Raw genomic sequence first — 17,042 nt, 5'->3', positions numbered from 1 at the left:
TGAGGTCATCAAGACCATCGCTACATACAAATCAATACATTAAACTTATGATCTATGGAGTTTTCTTCCGGCGATCATAAAGGCCCGACTTGTCGCCCCGGCTGTGGCGCCTGCTGCATCGCCCCGTCGATCAGCTCGCCCATCCCCGGCATGCCCCACGGCAAACCGGCAGGCGTTCGCTGCATCCAGTTAAGCGACGACAACCGCTGCAAGATCTTCGGCCACCCCGAGCGCCCGAAGGTCTGCGGCGGCCTGCAACCCGAGGCCGCCATGTGCGGCCCCGACCGCGACCACGCCATGGCGTGGCTGGGGGCGTTGGAGCGGGCGACCGCTGCCTGATCTCACTTCACCGCTGCAGGATCGAAGTGCGGGTTCTCGATGAGGCCGAAGCGGTTGCCGAAGGGATCGGTTACGGCGGCGACCTTGATGCCGCCACCCACTTCCGTGACTGGCTCCAGCGGCGCGGCGCCCAGGCTTACCAGCCGGGCGAACTCAGCATCGATGTGGCTCACGCCCCACAGCGGTTGCGCTCCTGCCGTACCCGGCGTGCCATCCGGAACCAGCCCCAGCTCGAACCCACCCACGTTGAAGCCCACGTAGAAGGGCTCGTCGAAATAGGGCTGTTGTTCAAGCACCTGTGCATACCACGCCTTCGCGGCGTCGAGGTCGGGAGCGGGATAGATAGCCGTACGCAAACCCAGGATCATCGACGCCACTCCTCGTTGAATAGGTTCACGGAGTGTATAGGCGGCGCGCGATATCACTTCGGCAGGGCGAGGGCCTCGGATGTCGACGGGCAGAAATACGTCGCGCGGTATTCGTAGCTCGCCTTGTCGGCGTCGGGTTTGGCCAGCACCAGATGGATCGTGTCTACCGTGGCGCGCGGGCAATCGCGGCGGGCGGCGGCCAGGCATGGGGTGTCGCTGATCGCGTCCTCGGTGCATGACACGGCGATGGGGCCCTGCTTCGGTACCACGGCCACCGCCGGTGGAGGCGCGGACGCGCAGCCAGCCAGTGCGGCCAGCGCGACGGCGGGGTACAAGACTTTGAGCAGGTATCGCATCGGGCACCTCCTGGAACGGAAGTTAGGCTCGCCCGATGACTGTACCGTTTCAGCGAACCAGTTGGCGAATCCCGAGCGCGACGATCACCGAGCCGCACACACGGTCGATGCCCTTCTTCCAGTGCCGGTAGCGCGCGGCGACGCGTGGCGTGGCGAAGAACACCGCGACCAGCGCGTACCAGGTCGATGACACCACGGCCACGGTGGCCAGCATCGCCAGAAACGTGGGCGGATTGACATGGGCGGGCGCGGCGGCGGCGAACACCGCGGCGAAGAACGCCATGGATTTGGGGTTCGCGATATTGGTGGCAATGCCCGCGCGGAACGATTGCCAAACCGTGGGACCGCCCTCGTCCACCCGCGCCGTGCTGGTACCGCCAGCTTTCACGATAAGCCGGCCACCGAACCAGATGAGGTAGGCGGCGCCGGCGAGCTTTACCGCCAGCGCGATCCACGGGAACGTGGCGAATACGATGCCCACGCCCAGGATGGAGCAGGTCGCCCAGAACAGGTTCACCACGACGATGCCGGCCACCATCGCCAGCGCATCGGCCGTGTTGGTCGAGGCGGCCTTGTGGGCGACCGCCACGAAGTTAGGGCCGGGGATAACCACGCCCACCACATAGACGGAAAAGACGACGGCGACGGCATGGATATCGAGCATCGGCCGATCTTACGCCATGCCGCGCGGCGGACTCAGGCGGCCATGACCACCACGAGGGCCAGGACGATGGCCACGACGTCTTCGATCAGCGCGGCCGGGCGGTCCGATTTGAACGCCCGGGCCATGGCCGTGCGCGCCGCCGAACCACCGAGCGTGCCGACGATCGCGCCAACGATGCCGGCGATGGCACCCGCTATGAGCATGCCGTGGGCCACGCCCAGGCAGGCGCCGCTCAACCCACCGGTGACGACGCGGGTGCCGAACTGCACCGGGATCTTACGACTGGGCGTGGTCGGCAACTGGTCAGTGACCAGCTCGGCCAGGGCGGCGATGCCGAAGATCCATGGGGTCCAGGCGTAGCCCATGAAGGCCAGCGGTGTACCCGCCAGGGCCAGGCCGCCGAAGCGGGCGGCGAAGGCGGTCGCGGCGGGGGCCATCATGGCGCGGAGGCCCGCGACGATACCTATAAGTAGTGCGAATAGCAGGATCATGGCGGGGCTCCATGGGTTTGGTCGCATTCCAATCCCCGGGGGCCGGTCGTGGATTGTGGGAAATGATCGTGAACCCGCATCGCGCGCGAGCGCGCTCCTACAGGAGCCGCCGTGACCACTGGCGGCGGGGCACTGTGCGCTGGCGCACGCTTGTCGCCAGCCTGCAACAATCGGGGGGGAACATGGCGCGCCCGCAGGGGCCGTCCGACAGGGGGCCGGCCTGGTTGCGGGCAGTGTGTTACCGGAATTCCCCCATGATCTCCGCTTCCCGTATCGCCGCGGTGCCCCGCCGCGCGATCATCGTCGTTGTCGTCACCGCCGTGTTGCTGGTGGCGGCCCTTGTGCTGGGTGTTCGCCAGCAGCACCAGATCGCCGCGGCCGATGCCGAGGTGAAATTGCCCGAGCCCGCGACCACGACCGGCAGCTCGCCCGAAATCAATATCCTGCTTGGCCTTGCCCGCGACGCGACCAAAGAAGGACGGCTGGTGGCCCCGCAGGGCAACAACGCCTACGAGTACTACCTCTCCATCCTGCAGCTGGATGCGGCCAACGCGACGGCCACGGATGCCCTGCGCGAAACCCTGCCGTTCGCCTCGCAGACGATCGAGCGCCAGATCAACCACCGCGAGCTGGAAGAGGCCCGCCGCGAGATTGCCCTGCTGCGTGACTTCGATCCGACCAACTACACGCTGATCATCCTGGGCGCCAAGCTGGACGCCCAGCAGCAGGTCGTCACGGCGGAAGACGAGGCGAAGGCTGACGCGATTCGTAGGCGAAACGGAAGCTGAGATTCAGGGAATAGCCGGACACGGATGATCATTCTGCGCTGGCGTCCAACGGTGGACGCCACTGACACCAAGGCAAGGAGCCACCCATGAAGATCCGTGTACTCGGCCTGCTGGCCATCATCGCCTGCAGCGCCCCGGTCACCGCATCCGCCAAGCCGGCCTCGTTTGGCTGCGATCGTGCGAACCCGGAAGCCATGCTCAACTGGCTGGCGAAGAAGACGCCCACGCTTGAGCAGGCGCGCCTGTGGCTCGCGTCCTGTACCCACGTCGTCGGTCCCGACGAGATCACTACCCGGGAATTCCGCACGGATAACAGCCGCCTGTTCCCGCATTACGACTCCACCCGGCAGCGGATCATCGGGGGCACCTTCCGGTAACCCTGCTGGCCCGGCGGGTGTCGCCCGCCGGGCACTGGTTCATGGTTCGTCGCGGCGCCCTGGCCTATGATCGGGGCTCCCCCAAGGCAAGGAGCCTGCCCCATGTACCGCATCGGAACCCTGTTCTTCATGGCCGTCCTCGGCGGCGCCGCACTCAGCGCGTGCCAGACCGCGCCGGCCGGCACGCCAGCCGGTCATTCGGCCCCGGCACCCGTCCACGGCTTCGTGACCGATACCAAGGCCTTCGATGCCTTCATCGCCACGAAACCCACCGCCGACCAGTTCCGCGCCGCCTACCCGGATGTGCAGCTGGTGATGCCCGATTCCATCACCACGATGGATTTCCGGATGAACAACAGCCGCTATTTCCCGCAGTGGGATAGCAGCGGCCACATCACCGGCGGCAAATTCCAGTAGGAGCGCACCCTGTGCGCGACGCCGTTCGCGACGACGCCACAGGGATCCCCGGCAGGCCCTACAATCCGCTGATGCCTACGAATATCCGCCCCTTCAAGGGCACCCTGCCGCGCCTTGGCGCCCGCGTGTACGTCGATCTGGCCGCCACGGTCATCGGCGATGTTGAACTGGCCGATGATGTGTCGATCTGGCCCGGCGCTGTCGCGCGCGGCGATGTCCATCACATCCGCATCGGCGCCCGCAGCAACCTGCAGGATGGCGCGGTCATCCACGTCACCCACGATGGCCCGTACAGCCCGGGTGGTTTCCCTACGATCATTGGCGAAGACGTCACCATCGGCCATGGCGCGGTGATCCACGCGTGCACCATCGAGGATGCCTGCCTTATCGGCATGCATGCCACCGTGCTGGATGGGGCCGTGGTGAAGAAGAACGCCTTCGTGGCCGCTGGCGCGCTGGTGCCGCCGGGCAAGGTCGTGGGCGAGCGTGAACTATGGGTAGGTAACCCGGCGAAAATGGTGCGCGTGCTGAGCGATAAGCAGGTGGAGCAGCTGTATTACTCGGCGGCCAATTACGTGAAGTTGAAGGATACGTATCTGGCGGAACTGGGGTGACCGGGGATCGCGCGCAAGCGCGCCCCTACAAAACCGGTGGTAATGGCCCTTGGGAAACAGTGGCTTAGCGTCTTTACGCCGCACTGCTTGATTTGGACTCCGGACGGCACCACGCTGGATGCCGAACAAGGAGACACCCATGGACAGCACCACTAACCCCCTTCTGGACCCCAGCGGCGAACTGCCGGCGTTTTCGGCCATCCGGCCGGAACATATCGAGCCCGCGATCGACCGGCTGATCGCCAACCAGCGCGCTGGCATCGACCAGATCACGGCCGCTGGCGCCACCCGGGATTTCGATCACGTGATCCTGCCGCAGGAGCGGCTGGATCAGGCCCTGTCGCGCGCGTGGTCACCCGTAAGCCACCTGCATTCGGTCGCCGATAGCGAAGCGTTGCGCAAGGTGCATGGCGCCGCCGAAGAGAAGCTGACCGAGCATGGCCTGGAAGTGGGCCAGAACCGCGAGCTGTACGCCGCCACCCAGGCCATCGCCGATCGCGGTGACTTCGCCACGCTGCCGGTCGCCGCACGCGCCGCGGTGGAGCACGCCTTGCGCGACTTCCGCCTGTCAGGCGTGGCGCTGGAAGAACCGGCGCGTACGCGCTTTCGCGAAATCGGCGTGGAGCTTTCGCGCCTGACCACCGAGTTCTCCAACGCCGTGCTCGATGCGACCGAGGCGTGGCACAAGCACATCACGGACGAACGCGACCTGGCCGGTATTCCCGCCTCCGGGCGTGCGGTGTTGCGTGAATATGCCCGTGAGGAAAACCTCGACGGATACCTGGTAACCCTCAAGCAACCCAGCGTGCAGGCGGTGCTCACCTACGCCGAGAACCGCGACCTGCGTTTTGACGTGTACTACGCCTACCAGACGCGTGCCTCGGACCAGGGCCCGAACAAGGGCAAGTTCGATAACTCCGAACGCATTGAGAAAATCATCGCGTTGCGCCACGAGGCCGCGCAGCTGCTCGGCTTCGCCAACGCCGCCGAAGAATCGCTCGCGACCAAGATGGCGACCTCACCGCAGGAAGTACTCGATTTCCTGCGAAATCTGGCGGCCAAGGCACGCCCGCGTGCGCGTGAGGAACTGGCTGAACTGCGCCAGTTCGCGACCGATACCCTGAAGATCGATAACCTCGAGCCGTGGGATGTCGCTTTCGCCGCCGAGCGCCTGCGCCAGGAGCGCTATGCGCTGGATGAAGAGCAGCTCAAGCCGTACTTCCCGGCCCAGCAAGTCGTCGATGGCCTCTTCGCCGTGGTCGAGCGCCTTTACGGCGTGAAGTTCGATCCGCGCGATGACGTGGATACCTGGCACAAGGATGTTCGCTACTACGACCTGCGTAACGCGGACGGAAGCGTCTTTGCTGGCGCGTATGTCGACCTGTATGCCCGCTCGGGCAAGCGTGGTGGTGCGTGGATGGACGTGTGCGAAGCACGCTTCCGCGATGGCGAGCACCTGCAGTTGCCGGTCGCGTTCCTTACCTGCAATTTCCCGCCGCCGACCGAAGGCGCGCCGGCACTCCTGACGCACGACGACGTGCTCACGCTGTTCCACGAATTCGGCCACGGCCTGCATCACATGCTGACCGAGGTGGATATCCCTTCGGTGGGCGGCATCGACGGCGTGGAATGGGATGCGGTGGAGCTGCCCAGCCAGTTCATGGAGAACTTCGCCTGGGACCGCGAAGCGCTGCGGTTGTTCGCGAAGCACTACCAGACCGGTGAAGAACTACCGGATGACCTCTACGAGCGGATGCTGAAGGCGCGCCATTTCCACACCGGCATGTTCCTCGTTCGCCAGCTGGAATTCGGCCTGTTCGATTTCCGCCTGCACCTGGAGTACGACCCGGTGCGCGGCGCGCGGCCGATGGAAGTCCTCGAAGAAGTCCGCAAGGAAGTCTCGGTGCTGCACCCGCCGGTGTGGCAGCGCTTCCCGCACGCCTTCACGCACATCTTCGCGGGCGGCTATGCGGCCGGGTATTACAGCTACCTGTGGGCCGAGGTGCTGTCGGCAGACGCGTTCGAGCCGTTCGAGGCCGCGGGCGTGCTGGACCGCGCCACGGGTGAGCGTTTCCGGAAGCAGATCCTGGCCGTGGGTGCCACCCGCCCGGCCCTGGCGTCGTTCACAGCCTTCCGCGGCCGCGCCCCGGAGCCGGAGGCCCTGCTCAAAAGCTACGGGCTGGCCTGACGGCGGACGGAAACCCGCCTGACGCCGGGTCGTCACGCGGGTTTCCATTACAATGGGGCGATGAAGATCGCTTCGTGGAACGTCAATTCGCTCAAGGTCCGCCTGCCCCACCTCCAGCAATGGCTGGGTGAGGCGCAGCCGGACATCATCGCGCTGCAGGAAACCAAGCTCACCGACGACAAGTTTCCCGTCGATGAGATCGCCGCCATGGGCTACCGCTCGGTGTTTTCCGGGCAGAAAACCTATAACGGCGTGGCCATCCTGGCGAAGGATGAACTGAGCGATATCGTCACCGACATCGAAGGCCTGGATGATCCGCAGCGGCGCATCCTGGCGGCCACCGTGGGTGACGTGCGCGTCATCAACCTTTACGTCGTCAACGGCAAGGCGCTCGGCGACGAGAAGTACATCTACAAACTGCACTGGCTGGCCAGGGTGCGCGACTTTGTCGCGCAGGAAATGGCGAAGCATCCGAAAGTGGTTGTCCTGGGCGATTTCAACATCTGCCGCGACGACCGTGATGTGTACGATCCGGTAGCCTGGGGCGAGGATATTTTCTGCTCCCCGCCCGAGCGCGCCGCGCTTCAGGCGCTGCTCGATACGGGCCTTCACGACAGCTTCCGCCTGTTCTCCGAGGAGGCCGGGCTATTCAGCTGGTGGGACTACCGTCAGGCCGCGTTCCGGCGCAACATGGGGCTGCGGATCGACCTTATCCTGATCAGCGATGCGCTCAAGGCCGTGGCCACCTCGTCCATCATCGACAAGGCACCGCGGAAGTGGGAGCAACCGTCCGACCACGCGCCCGTCGCGCTGGAGTTAACGCTTTGAACGTACCCAAATCCGAATGGCCCAGCTCCCTGGATGACAAGGAACTGGAAGAACTCGATACCTACCTGCGCGTGCACGGTAACGATGGTGACCTCATGCTCGATGGCGTGCATGGGTTGCTCTCCGCCGTGGCGGTAGGTCCGCTCGAGGTAAAGCCCGAGGAATGGCTGCACGAAGTGCTCCACGATGCCTTCGAGGATGAAGACCAGGGCAATCGCGTACTGGCGCTGCTGGCCAAGCTCAACGATTCGGTCACCGCTGAACTCGATGTCGATGCGTACGAACCGATCCTCGGCGAGATCGATACCGAAGAAGGCCCGATGCTGTCGGCTGCCGGCTGGTGCGAAGGGTTCAGCCGTGGCATCGATATGCGCGCCCAGCTCTGGGAAGCGCGCCTGGCGGAAGATCCGGAACTGATGCAGCTGCTCGGCCCGATCATGGCGCTGGCGGTCGATGAAGGCGTGCTGCAGGCCGATGCCGAATTCGAAAAGCTGACCGATGAGGAATACGACGAGTGCCTGGGCCAGTTGCCCGAGGTGCTGATCGCCGTGGGCAATTACTGGCGTGAAAACGCACCGACCGAAGCCGAACTGGGCGCACTGGTGAAGCCGCGCCGCGATGGCGAGGAACATCCGCCGCGGCAGCGCGCGGGGCATTGGGTGCACTAAACCCTGTAGGAGCGCGCTCGCGCACGATCACGGTCTTGCCGGAACACATCGTTCACCGCGCAGGCCTATGCCACAGGCCCCAATGACGTCATCTTGCAGGGATCCAGAAACCCACCGGAGCCCCCCATGACCTACCGCAGCATCGCCCGCCGCGTCCGCGGCATGGATACCGCCGACGGCGCCGGCGTTAAGCTGAAGCGCGTCATCGGCCAGCCTGCCCTCGACATGCTTGACCCGTTCCTGATGCTGGACGAGTTCCGTTCCGACCAGGCTGGCGATTACATCGAAGGCTTCCCGGATCACCCGCATCGCGGCTTCGAAACCGTGACCTACATGCTCGCCGGGCGCATGCGCCACGGCGATAACAAGGGCAACACCGGTGATCTTGGCCCGGGCAGCGTCCAGTGGATGACGGCCGGCAGCGGCCTGATCCACTCCGAGATGCCGCAGCAGGAAGAAGGCCTGATGTGGGGCTTCCAGCTGTGGGTGAATCTGCCGGCGGCGGACAAGATGACCGCCCCGCGCTACCAGGACATTCCACCCTCGGACATTCCGGTGGTGCAGCCGGCCGCAGGCGTCACCGTGAAGGTCGTGGCTGGTGAGCTCGCCGGGGCGAAAGGCCCGGTTTCGGGCATCGCCACGGAGCCGGTGTACCTGGATATCGCGCTCGAGGCTGGCTCGGATGTCGAGCTGGCGCTCCCGGATGGCCATAGCGCGTTCGCGTATGTGTTCGATGGAAAGGCCGCCACCGTGGCGGGCCAGTCATTGGCGCGTGGCGAGCTGGCCGTGCTTTCGAAGGGCGATACCGTGGCCTTCGCGGCTTCCGAGCCCGCCCGGGTTTTGCTTGTCGCAGGGCGCCCGCTGGCGGAGCCGGTGGCACGCTACGGCCCGTTCGTCATGAACTCGCCGGACCAGATCCACCAGGCGATCGCCGACTTCCGTGCCGGGAAGTTCTGAGGTCGAACCTGAACGGGGCAGGGAAGTTCCCTGCCCCGTTTAAGTTAAGGACCGGAAAGGGTTTGTAGGCTTGGCGCCATACGCATTCGCCAGGTCTTCATTGCCCATGCGCTTTCTCCTCACCATCGTTCCCCTGACGGCCGCCTTCATCATTGCCGCCTGCTCGCCCTCGTCCCCGCCCGCGCCACAGGCCGGTACACCGGCCGCGAGCAGCACCGCCGCCTCGCCCGCGCCAGGCCGTACCGCACCGGCCACGGCCGCACTTGGCACCCCCGAGTGGTACAGCTGGGTCGACAAGACCCTCGCCGTGAGCGACGACGGCCACGGGCCCCAACCGAATACGCCCGCCTGGGACCAGGCAGTGAACGCCAAGCTGGGCCAGGAAGCCCCGCAGTCCGAACCCGGTTCGGCAGAGTGGCAGCAGGCGGTGGATGCGTTGCTCCGCACTCGTGTCGCGACGCACTGACCGCGGCGCTCCTACAGGTCTGCCTTTATCCTGGTCTTCCCGGCAGGGATCCTTGTTTCGCCTGAGGGCAGTGACAGCACCAGGCCACCGGGCGGGCTGATCGGCTGAGTTATCGTGAGCTCCGCCTTGCCGTCCTTCGCCTTGAGCGTGTAGCCGAAGCGGCCGTAAGGCGTCCGCAGGTCGCGGATGGCGATGCCCTCACCCTCGAGCCACGACGGCTGCACGCCGGCCGCGAGCACCATGGCGTTATCGGATTCGCGATCGTAGGCGAACAGGTCCAGCGCTGACCGTACGTAATCCGAAGCGATCCACGCGTGCGGCATGTCGCCGACGAAGCGCGGCTTGCGCGGATCATGGCCGACTACCTCGGCCCACTGGTTCCACGCCGCCGGGCGGCGATCGGCGAAGAAGAACGCGATCAGGTCATTCACGCGATCGCGCCATCCCAGGCGAACGAAGGTCGCGATGGTGCGCAGCTCGTAGGGAGTGTAATCCTCCCACGCCACCTTGCCGTCGCGGCGAGCGACGAACGACTGCCAGTACTTCTCGAACGTGCCATCGACCAGCGCCTTGGGCAGGCGCGATCCCTCGCCGCCGGGCGAGAGCGCGATGGTCGTCGACGTCGCGTCGAAATCGCCCAGCTCCGCCGAGCCAGGGATAAACGTCAGGCCCTTCGCTTTCACGGCCGCCGCAATCGACGCGTGCAGATCCTCGCGGAACTGGTCGCGTGACGCGCCAAACGTTCTTGCATCCTCGGCGTGGCCGAGCGCGGCAGCGAGATCCGTAGCGTCCTCGTAGCCCTTCAGCGCCCAGAAATCATCCCAGTACGAATGCATCGGCTTGGCCGAATACCCTTCGTGGCTGATCGAGGCGGGCATCAGGCCGTAAAGCGCACGGTCCGGCCCTTCAAGCCGCGCAGGCTGCCGTTCGCTGGCGCGCAACGTATCCATATAAAGCGCCGCCTTGCGCACATGGGGATACAGCGCATCCACGGTCGCGCGATCATGCGTGTACCGCCAAAGCTCGGCCACGCTGAAGATCAGCTCGCCATGGCTATCGTTCTCTGGCACCGGATCGGAGCCACGCGCATCGACGCAGCACGGCACCTTTCCATTCGAAAACTGGTGCGGCGCGTACCAGCGGATAAACTCGCGCGCGACATCGTCGTGGCCGGTGCGTAGCAGGCCTTCCAGCATCATCGCGCCATCACGCACCCAGGTACGCGAGTACGAACGCGTGCCGGGCTGCAACGCGGGGCCATCGCGTGAGATGAGGATCTGCGCGATGCCGCTCTTCATCGTATCGACGATCGGCTGGGCCACCGCAGGTACACGTACATCCACGCGGTCCAGCTTCTCACGCCATTGCGTGGCCACCGCGTCACCGTGCGACGCCAGCCATGCTGCCGCGTCGCCTGGCGCAGCGACCACGTCATCCTGCTTTACGGGCACGACCAGCCCCAGATCTACATGACCATGCGCCGGCACATGCAGGGGATAGACGAACGCGCCCTGGGCAAACCCCGACCCATCGTGCAGCCGCGCAACGCCTGGTGGCAGCCCCTCCGCCCGAGCAACCGGCGCCCGCGAAACGTCTGTAGGAGCGAGCTTGCTCGCGATCGCCCCTAACGAAAGACTCCCAAGCGACTCACCCGCATCCACACGCTCGGTCAACATCCGCGGCGTGTTCACCGCCCCAATCACGGTAGCGGTCTTTTGCAGCGGTATGACCTTCCGCTCGCCATTAACGGTGAGTGCCTTCCCATCCCATGCCAGATCGCGAAGGGTCGCGATGCCGCCCGGTGCATTGAGGAACTGGGTCGGCGGATTCACCTGGAACGGCCGCGCCGCAAGCATCAGGGTCACGTCACGCGCCGTATCGCCATCGTTGGCGACGCGGTACGACAGCACAAGCTCGGAGGATCCGGGTTGGCCTTGCGCGAACGCCGTGGTGGTCAGCGACACATCGCCGTTCTTCCATGCCACCGACGGCATGGGCAGGTAACGATCTCGCAGCGATTGCGTCGCCGTGACGTCGGCCCATGTCACCAGCTTGCCGGCCTCGATAAGGAACGGTTCGATCGAGAACCCACTGCGCACGATCTCGACGGCGCCGTCTTCGGAGATCAGCGCGGAATCGCGGCTGCCACCATCCACGCCGACGATGGTCCAATACGATTGCTCGCCGGAGAATCCGCGTGGGTACAACCCACGGCGCACTGCCTTAGCCCGCTGCTCAAAGACCGCATTCGGTGTCGGCGGCGGCACGGGGACGGCCTCGGGCTTGCGCGGCACGAGCGTCAGGTTATCGAAGCACACCTCGCCCTTGTCCGGGCCCGCGTTTGGCTGGGCTTCCTTGTAGACCATGAACTCCACCTCGCGCGTGTGGCGCAAGGTACGGTCCTTCAATGGACCCCAGGCGAACTCGACCTGGCGGCTGGTGGCATCGATGTGCTGCCAGTCGGCCGACGGCGTGAAGCCCGGCTTCTGATACCACCAGACGTTGTCGCCGGTATCGTCGATCAGCTTCAGCTGCAGGGTGTTCGCAGGCATGTTGCCGCGCACATCGAAGCCAAGCGCAAAGCCCTCGGGAAAATCAATGGGCAGTGTTCGTCGAATCGACGCGGCGCCGGAGACGCCATTGAAGTCGAACGCGAGGCACACCGCCTGGCCGACCTTGCCAGGCACCGCGTGGAGTGTCGCTGAGACGTCATCGGTGTGCGTGGCGTGCCAGCCGGTGGTCGTGTCGAACGCATCCAGCGTCGACGCCTGCGCACCGCCCGCCACAAGGAGCCATAGCCCCTGCAGGAGCGCGCTTGTGCGCGATCGACGGCAAACCGAGGCCACGGGACCTGCGGCGCCCGGCGAATCGATATCGCGCGCAAGGGCGCTCCTACAGGGATGCATGGTCTTAACCCTTTACGCTGCCCAGCAGCAGGCCTTCGAGGTAGTAGCGCTGCAGGGCGAGGAACAACACCAGCACCGGCAGGATCGTGACCACCGAGCCGGCCATCATCAGCTCACTATCCTGCACGTGCTCGCGCGACAGCGACGCCAGCGCGATGGGCAGGGTGTAATGCTCCTGCCCGGTCAGCGCGATCAATGGCCACATGAAGTCGTTCCATGCCGCCAGGAAGGTGAAGATCGCCAGCGTCACCATGATCGGCTTCAGCAGCGGCATGATGATGGTGGCGAAGATGCGGAACTCGCCGGCGCCATCGATACGCGCCGCTTCCATCAGGTCATCGGGGATGCCGCTGGCGTACTGGCGAACCAGGAAGATCCCGAAGATGGTGGCGAGCGCCGGCACGATCACCGCACCGTAGGTGTTCACCAGGCCCATGTACTTCAGCAACAGGAACAGCGGCAACATGGCGACCTGCGCCGGGATGACCAGCGCGCCCAGCAGTAGCTGGAACAGCCGCGCCCTGCCCTTGAACTCCAGCTTGGCGAAGGCATAGCCGGCCATCAGGTTGAAGGCCAGCGAGACCACGGTGATGGCGGTGGAAATGAGCAGGCTGTTGAACAGGTAGCGGCCCATGCCCGCATTCATGAACAGCTGGCGGTAGTTCGCCAGCGTGGCATGCGTGGGCAACACCGGCGGCGGCAGGGCACTCGCCTCGCCCGGCGTCATGAACGATACCGAGACCATGTAAAGCAGCGGCGCGATGGCGATGGCCGCCGCGGCGATCAGCAGGCCGTTGATAACGGCCTTGGCCAGGCGCGGGCTCATGCCGGCTCTCCCCGCTTCGACAGGCGAAGCATCGCGGCGGTGACCACGAACATGATCACGAACAGGATGAAGGCCACGGCGGAGGCCGAGCCAAGGTTCCACCACTTGAAGCCTTCTTCGTACATCAGGTACAGCACCGAGGTCGTGCTCTGCAGCGGGCCGCCTTCGGTCATCACGTACGGTTCGGCAAACAGCTGGAAGTAGCCCGACACGGTGAGGATGCTCACCATCAGCATGGTCGGCTTCAACATGGGGAGCGTGATATGGCGGAACTGCGCCCAGGCCGAGGCGCCATCAATGCGCGCCGCCTCGTACAGGTCGGCCGGGATGGCCTGCAGGCCGGCCATGAAGATGATCATGTTGTAGCCGAAGTTCTTCCACACGGCGAACAGGATGATGGTGGGCATGGCCCAGTGCGGATCGCCGAGCCAGTCCACGGTCGGCAGGTGCATCGAATCGAGCACGTAGTTGATCAGGCCGTATTTGGTGTTGAACAGGTAACGCCAGATCACGGCCACGGCAACCACGGTGGTCACCACGGGCGCAAACAGCGCAGTGCGGAAGAAGGGCTTGAAGCGCACCAGCGGTGAGTTCAGCAGCATGGCGGCGCCGAGCGAGGCCATGAGCGATAGCGGCACGCCCACGATCACGAAGTACAGCGTGTGGCCCAGCGCCGACCAGAACAGCGGGCGCTGCAAAAGCGACCAGTAGTTCTCCAGCGCGACGAAACGCAGGTTGCGGATATCGGCCAGCGCGTACAGATCGAAGTCGGTAACCGATAGCACCAGTGCGGCCACCACCGGCAACAGGAAGAACAGGCCGAGGATGATCAGCGCAGGCGTGATGAAGAGCCAGGCGGCGCGGGTGGTGGTGTTCATGGCGTTGCCTTGTGGCCGTGATCGAGCATCCAGCGTCGCTTCTCCAGCAGGCGATCGGCGCGGCGGTCGATCTCGGCGGCGGCCTGGTCGATCGTGAGGTCGCCGTGCGCGGCCTGGGCCGCCACCAGCTGCATTTCGGTGACGATGCGTTCCCACTCGGCGACCGGCGGCGTGGCCTTTACCCGTTCCAGCTGGTCGCGGAAGGCGGTGGCCTTGTCGTCGTCACGCAGCGCAGGCGCTTGCCACGATGAGCGGCGCGGCGGCATGTCGCCCAGGATCTGGTAGAAGCGCTCCTGGATCTCAGGACGCGAAAGGAACTCGATAAGCGCCCACGCGTCGTCCTTATGCTTCGACTTGCGGTAGATCACGAGGCTCGAGCCACCGGCATTCGAAGCACCCGGGCCATTCGGTCCCGGCAACGCTACCGTGCCCCAATCCGCCTGCTGTTCCGGCGGAAGGCGCTTGCGGAACTCGCCGATATTCCAGGGGCCCGACAGGTAAAACGCGTAGAAGCCCTGGCCGAACGCCGCCCACGGGTTGCCGATGCCGACGTTGGTCATCATCGGCGCCTGCTGCTCCTTGAACAACGAGACGTAGAAGGCCAGCGCCTTTTTGAAACCGGGACTCTGGAAGTTGCCGTAGCGGCCACCATCGCGCAGCAGCGGATCGGGCTGCTGCAGGGCCAGCGCGAGCAACTGCTCGAACTCATTGGTCGGCAGCAGCACGCCGTACGCCTTGCCGACCGGCTGGGCAAGCTTCGCCATCATCGCCTGCCATTCGGCCCAGTCACGTGGCGGATGGTCGTAGCCCACCTTCGCCAGCAGGTCCTTGCGGTAGAACAGCAGGCGCGTATCCACGTACCAGGGCACGCCGTACAGCGTGCCGTCAATCGCGTTGGTGGACCAGATGGCCGGGAAGTAATCGGCCTTGTCGACAACCCTGGACGCGTTCACGCGGGCATCGAGCGGCTCAAGCGCATTAAGCGCCACCATCTCCGGAATCCAGGTATTGCCCAGCTGGGTGATATCCGGCGTGGAGTCGCCCGCATACGCGGTAAGCAGCTTCTGGTGCGCGGCGGTCAGCGGCAGCTGTTGTACGGACACATGCAAGCCGGGGTGTTCGCGCTCGAACTCCGGCAGCAGCTTGAGCACGGCCTCGCCTTCGCGGCCGATCGTCCAGAACTCCAGCGTACGCGTACCGCTTTCTTCCTTCGCACACGACGCCACCGCTGCGCAGGCAAGGGCCAGCGCAGCGATGAGGCCGAGGCGGACAGCGCGCATTACCACAGGGTGGAAGCCGTCTCGGCATCCAGCCAGCCGCCGGTGAAGCCGGCGCGCTGCAGGCCCTTGCGGATGTACGGGTTCTTCTTCATCACGTTCCACACGAACTCGCTGCGATAGTTCTCGATCATGAGCACGATCGGGCCCTGGTCGATGCCCAGGTGCACGGTATCGGCCCAGCCGAAGCCCGGCACGAGCTGGCCGGTGCGCAGGTCGGTGCGCGTATCGAAGCTGAGGTTGAACGCGTCGACGAAGCCGTACTTGGTGTAGATGTACTGGCCGTACTTCTTCTTCATCTCCTCCAGCGCGGGAATGACGATCTCCGGCGCGAAGGCGATCGAGCCGCCGGCCGCCATGGGTACGATCGTGCCATCGTCCGAGATGTAATCGAGGCCGGCACCACGGGCGGTGTAACCCTGGAACGTGCGCTCCTTGTCACCCTGCTTGATGATCAGGCCGCCCGGGCCGTTCGAGGCGGAGAGGCCCCAGATGTTCTTGCCGTAACCGGTCCAGCCACCCGGGTTGGCGATCGCGTAGGCCTGTTGCGAGTACGTGGCGCGGCGGCTGTTCTCGAAGTAATCCAGGCCCTTCTCACGGTTCCACGCATCCTTGATACCGCGGAAATCAACCCAGGTGTGGCTGAACTGGTGGCCGAACAGCGGCGCGAAGTTCAGGAAGGTCTGGCCGTGGAACTCGCCCCAGGTCTTGTCGTACGTCTTCGTCCACGCCTGCCACGCATCCTCGCCCACCGGATGCGTGGGCGAGCCCAGTGCAAGGATGTAGACAAGCATGCCTTCGTTGTAGCCCTCCCAATCGTGCGGGATGGCCTTGCCGCCAGGCGTCCAGCCCATGCTGATCAGCGGCGCGTGGTTCTGCATCCAGGTCCAGTCCACGCGGCGGTAGATCTGGTCGGCCAGGTCACGGATTTCCTTTTCCTTGGGCGTGTCGTGGTCGTAGTAGCTCTGCGCGAACAGCACGCCGCCAAGCAGCAGCGTGGTATCCACCGACGAGACTTCCACCCAGCGCGCGAAGCGCTTGCCGGTCTTCATGTCCAGGAAATGGTAGTAGAAGCCGTGGAAACCGGTGGAATCATCCTCGGAATCGTTCTGCGCCGACTCGTTGAAGAACTTCAGCGTGGCCAGCGTGCGGTCCACCGCCTGCTCGCGCGTGACATAGCCGCGCTCCACGCCGACGCCATACGCGGTTAGACCGAAGCCCACCGAGGCGATCGAGGCGAACGAGTCGGTCGGATAGTGATCGGGAACCAGGCCGTTCTCGGGGTTGGCGCTATCCCAGAACCATTGGAAGGTGCGCTTCTCCAGGTCCACGATCATGGGCGGCACCGGGTGCAGGTCTTTCGTTGGCATCGTGGTGGCGGCGGGCTTGGCCTTGGCGGCCTTGGGCGTTTCGCGGGCCATGGCCAGGGGGGCGGCACAGGCCATCAGGGCGGCGAGGGCGAGGGTCAGGCGCTTGGTCGTGGAGGCTTTCATGTGGGTGTTCCTTGGATCTGTCGAGGCTAACGCGGCCGGCGTGGGGACGGCGTCCGCGTAAACGTTTACGTCGCGAGGCCCGAATAAGGCCCCGAAGGGCCCTGATCGAAGCCAAAACCATACGGGGAGCCACCCCCGGTG

At 65.1% G+C, this 17,042-nt stretch carries 18 protein-coding genes and 1 pseudogene; 10 read left to right on the top strand and 9 right to left on the bottom strand.

Annotated elements, in window-relative coordinates:
• The first annotated feature begins 54 nt into the window (after positions 1-54).
• Entirely contained in the window at positions 55-339 is a 285-nt protein-coding gene (locus L2Y97_RS22130) for a YkgJ family cysteine cluster protein (protein ID WP_247431176.1), read from the top strand.
• 2 nt (positions 340-341) lie between these two features.
• On the opposite strand, the gene L2Y97_RS22125 is transcribed toward L2Y97_RS22130, so the two are convergent.
• Genes L2Y97_RS22125 through L2Y97_RS22110 form a run of 4 tightly spaced genes read right to left on the bottom strand, consistent with a single transcriptional unit; the run spans position 342 to position 2,218 of the window.
• Positions 342-707 (bottom strand): VOC family protein, encoded by a 366-nt coding sequence (locus tag L2Y97_RS22125; protein WP_247431174.1) that lies wholly within the window; start codon positions 705-707, stop codon positions 342-344.
• A gap of 53 nt (positions 708-760) precedes the next feature.
• Positions 761-1,063 carry a hypothetical protein gene (locus L2Y97_RS22120; protein WP_247431171.1) on the bottom strand — a complete coding sequence of 101 codons (303 nt, stop codon included), beginning with the start codon at positions 1,061-1,063 and terminating at the stop codon, positions 761-763.
• Positions 1,064-1,112: 49 nt separating this feature from the next.
• Entirely contained in the window at positions 1,113-1,727 is a 615-nt protein-coding gene (locus L2Y97_RS22115; RefSeq protein WP_247431168.1) for a LysE family translocator, read from the bottom strand.
• Between the two features lie 32 nt (positions 1,728-1,759).
• On the bottom strand, positions 1,760-2,218 hold the full coding sequence (locus L2Y97_RS22110) for a DUF4126 domain-containing protein (RefSeq protein WP_247431165.1): 459 nt from the start codon (positions 2,216-2,218) through the stop codon (positions 1,760-1,762).
• A 254-nt stretch (positions 2,219-2,472) separates the two neighbouring features.
• On the opposite strand from L2Y97_RS22110, the gene L2Y97_RS22105 reads away from it, so the two are divergent.
• The 9 genes from L2Y97_RS22105 to L2Y97_RS22065 all read left to right on the top strand — a co-directional run bounded on the left by L2Y97_RS22105 (position 2,473) and on the right by L2Y97_RS22065 (position 9,521).
• Positions 2,473-3,006: an energy transducer TonB gene (locus L2Y97_RS22105; RefSeq protein ID WP_247431163.1), complete on the top strand. Its 534-nt coding sequence runs from the start codon at positions 2,473-2,475 to the stop codon at positions 3,004-3,006.
• Positions 3,007-3,092: 86 nt separating this feature from the next.
• A complete protein-coding gene (locus tag L2Y97_RS22100; protein WP_247431160.1) occupies positions 3,093-3,383 on the top strand; it encodes a hypothetical protein in 291 nt (96 codons plus the stop codon).
• A 102-nt stretch (positions 3,384-3,485) separates the two neighbouring features.
• Positions 3,486-3,800 carry a hypothetical protein gene (locus L2Y97_RS22095; RefSeq protein WP_247431157.1) on the top strand — a complete coding sequence of 105 codons (315 nt, stop codon included), beginning with the start codon at positions 3,486-3,488 and terminating at the stop codon, positions 3,798-3,800.
• A gap of 71 nt (positions 3,801-3,871) precedes the next feature.
• Positions 3,872-4,414, top strand: coding sequence for a gamma carbonic anhydrase family protein (locus L2Y97_RS22090; protein WP_247431155.1), 543 nt, complete (start codon positions 3,872-3,874; stop codon positions 4,412-4,414).
• A 139-nt stretch (positions 4,415-4,553) separates the two neighbouring features.
• Positions 4,554-6,602 carry a M3 family metallopeptidase gene (locus L2Y97_RS22085; RefSeq protein WP_247431152.1) on the top strand — a complete coding sequence of 683 codons (2,049 nt, stop codon included), beginning with the start codon at positions 4,554-4,556 and terminating at the stop codon, positions 6,600-6,602.
• A 60-nt stretch (positions 6,603-6,662) separates the two neighbouring features.
• On the top strand, positions 6,663-7,430 hold the full coding sequence (gene xth / locus L2Y97_RS22080; RefSeq protein WP_247431150.1) for an exodeoxyribonuclease III: 768 nt from the start codon (positions 6,663-6,665) through the stop codon (positions 7,428-7,430).
• On the top strand, positions 7,427-8,098 hold the full coding sequence (locus L2Y97_RS22075; protein ID WP_247431147.1) for a YecA/YgfB family protein: 672 nt from the start codon (positions 7,427-7,429) through the stop codon (positions 8,096-8,098). Before xth ends, L2Y97_RS22075 begins: the two co-directional genes overlap by 4 nt.
• Positions 8,099-8,224: 126 nt before the next feature.
• Entirely contained in the window at positions 8,225-9,055 is an 831-nt protein-coding gene (locus L2Y97_RS22070; RefSeq protein WP_247431144.1) for a pirin family protein, read from the top strand.
• A gap of 106 nt (positions 9,056-9,161) precedes the next feature.
• Positions 9,162-9,521 carry a hypothetical protein gene (locus L2Y97_RS22065; RefSeq protein WP_247431141.1) on the top strand — a complete coding sequence of 120 codons (360 nt, stop codon included), beginning with the start codon at positions 9,162-9,164 and terminating at the stop codon, positions 9,519-9,521.
• 65 nt (positions 9,522-9,586) lie between these two features.
• Here the strand turns inward: L2Y97_RS22065 and L2Y97_RS22605 are convergent.
• The 5 genes and pseudogenes from L2Y97_RS22605 to L2Y97_RS22040 all read right to left on the bottom strand — a co-directional run.
• Positions 9,587-10,348 (bottom strand): annotated as a pseudogene (locus tag L2Y97_RS22605) (discoidin domain-containing protein); the annotation flags it as partial.
• 2,083 nt (positions 10,349-12,431) lie between these two features.
• Entirely contained in the window at positions 12,432-13,253 is an 822-nt protein-coding gene (locus L2Y97_RS22055) for a carbohydrate ABC transporter permease (RefSeq protein WP_247431137.1), read from the bottom strand.
• Positions 13,250-14,131, bottom strand: coding sequence for a carbohydrate ABC transporter permease (locus L2Y97_RS22050; RefSeq protein ID WP_247431134.1), 882 nt, complete (start codon positions 14,129-14,131; stop codon positions 13,250-13,252). The genes L2Y97_RS22055 and L2Y97_RS22050 overlap by 4 nt, the downstream gene beginning before the upstream one ends.
• Positions 14,128-15,411 carry a sugar ABC transporter substrate-binding protein gene (locus tag L2Y97_RS22045; protein ID WP_247431131.1) on the bottom strand — a complete coding sequence of 428 codons (1,284 nt, stop codon included), beginning with the start codon at positions 15,409-15,411 and terminating at the stop codon, positions 14,128-14,130. The genes L2Y97_RS22050 and L2Y97_RS22045 overlap by 4 nt, the downstream gene beginning before the upstream one ends.
• A complete protein-coding gene (locus L2Y97_RS22040; protein ID WP_247431128.1) occupies positions 15,411-16,901 on the bottom strand; it encodes a glucoamylase family protein in 1,491 nt (496 codons plus the stop codon). Before L2Y97_RS22040 ends, L2Y97_RS22045 begins: the two co-directional genes overlap by 1 nt.
• Positions 16,902-17,042 lie beyond the last annotated feature (141 nt).

This window comes from Luteibacter aegosomatissinici, from assembly GCF_023078495.1.
GTDB classification, from domain to species: Bacteria; Pseudomonadota; Gammaproteobacteria; order Xanthomonadales; family Rhodanobacteraceae; genus Luteibacter; species Luteibacter aegosomatissinici.
This window is presented reverse-complemented; position numbering and strand designations above follow the sequence as displayed.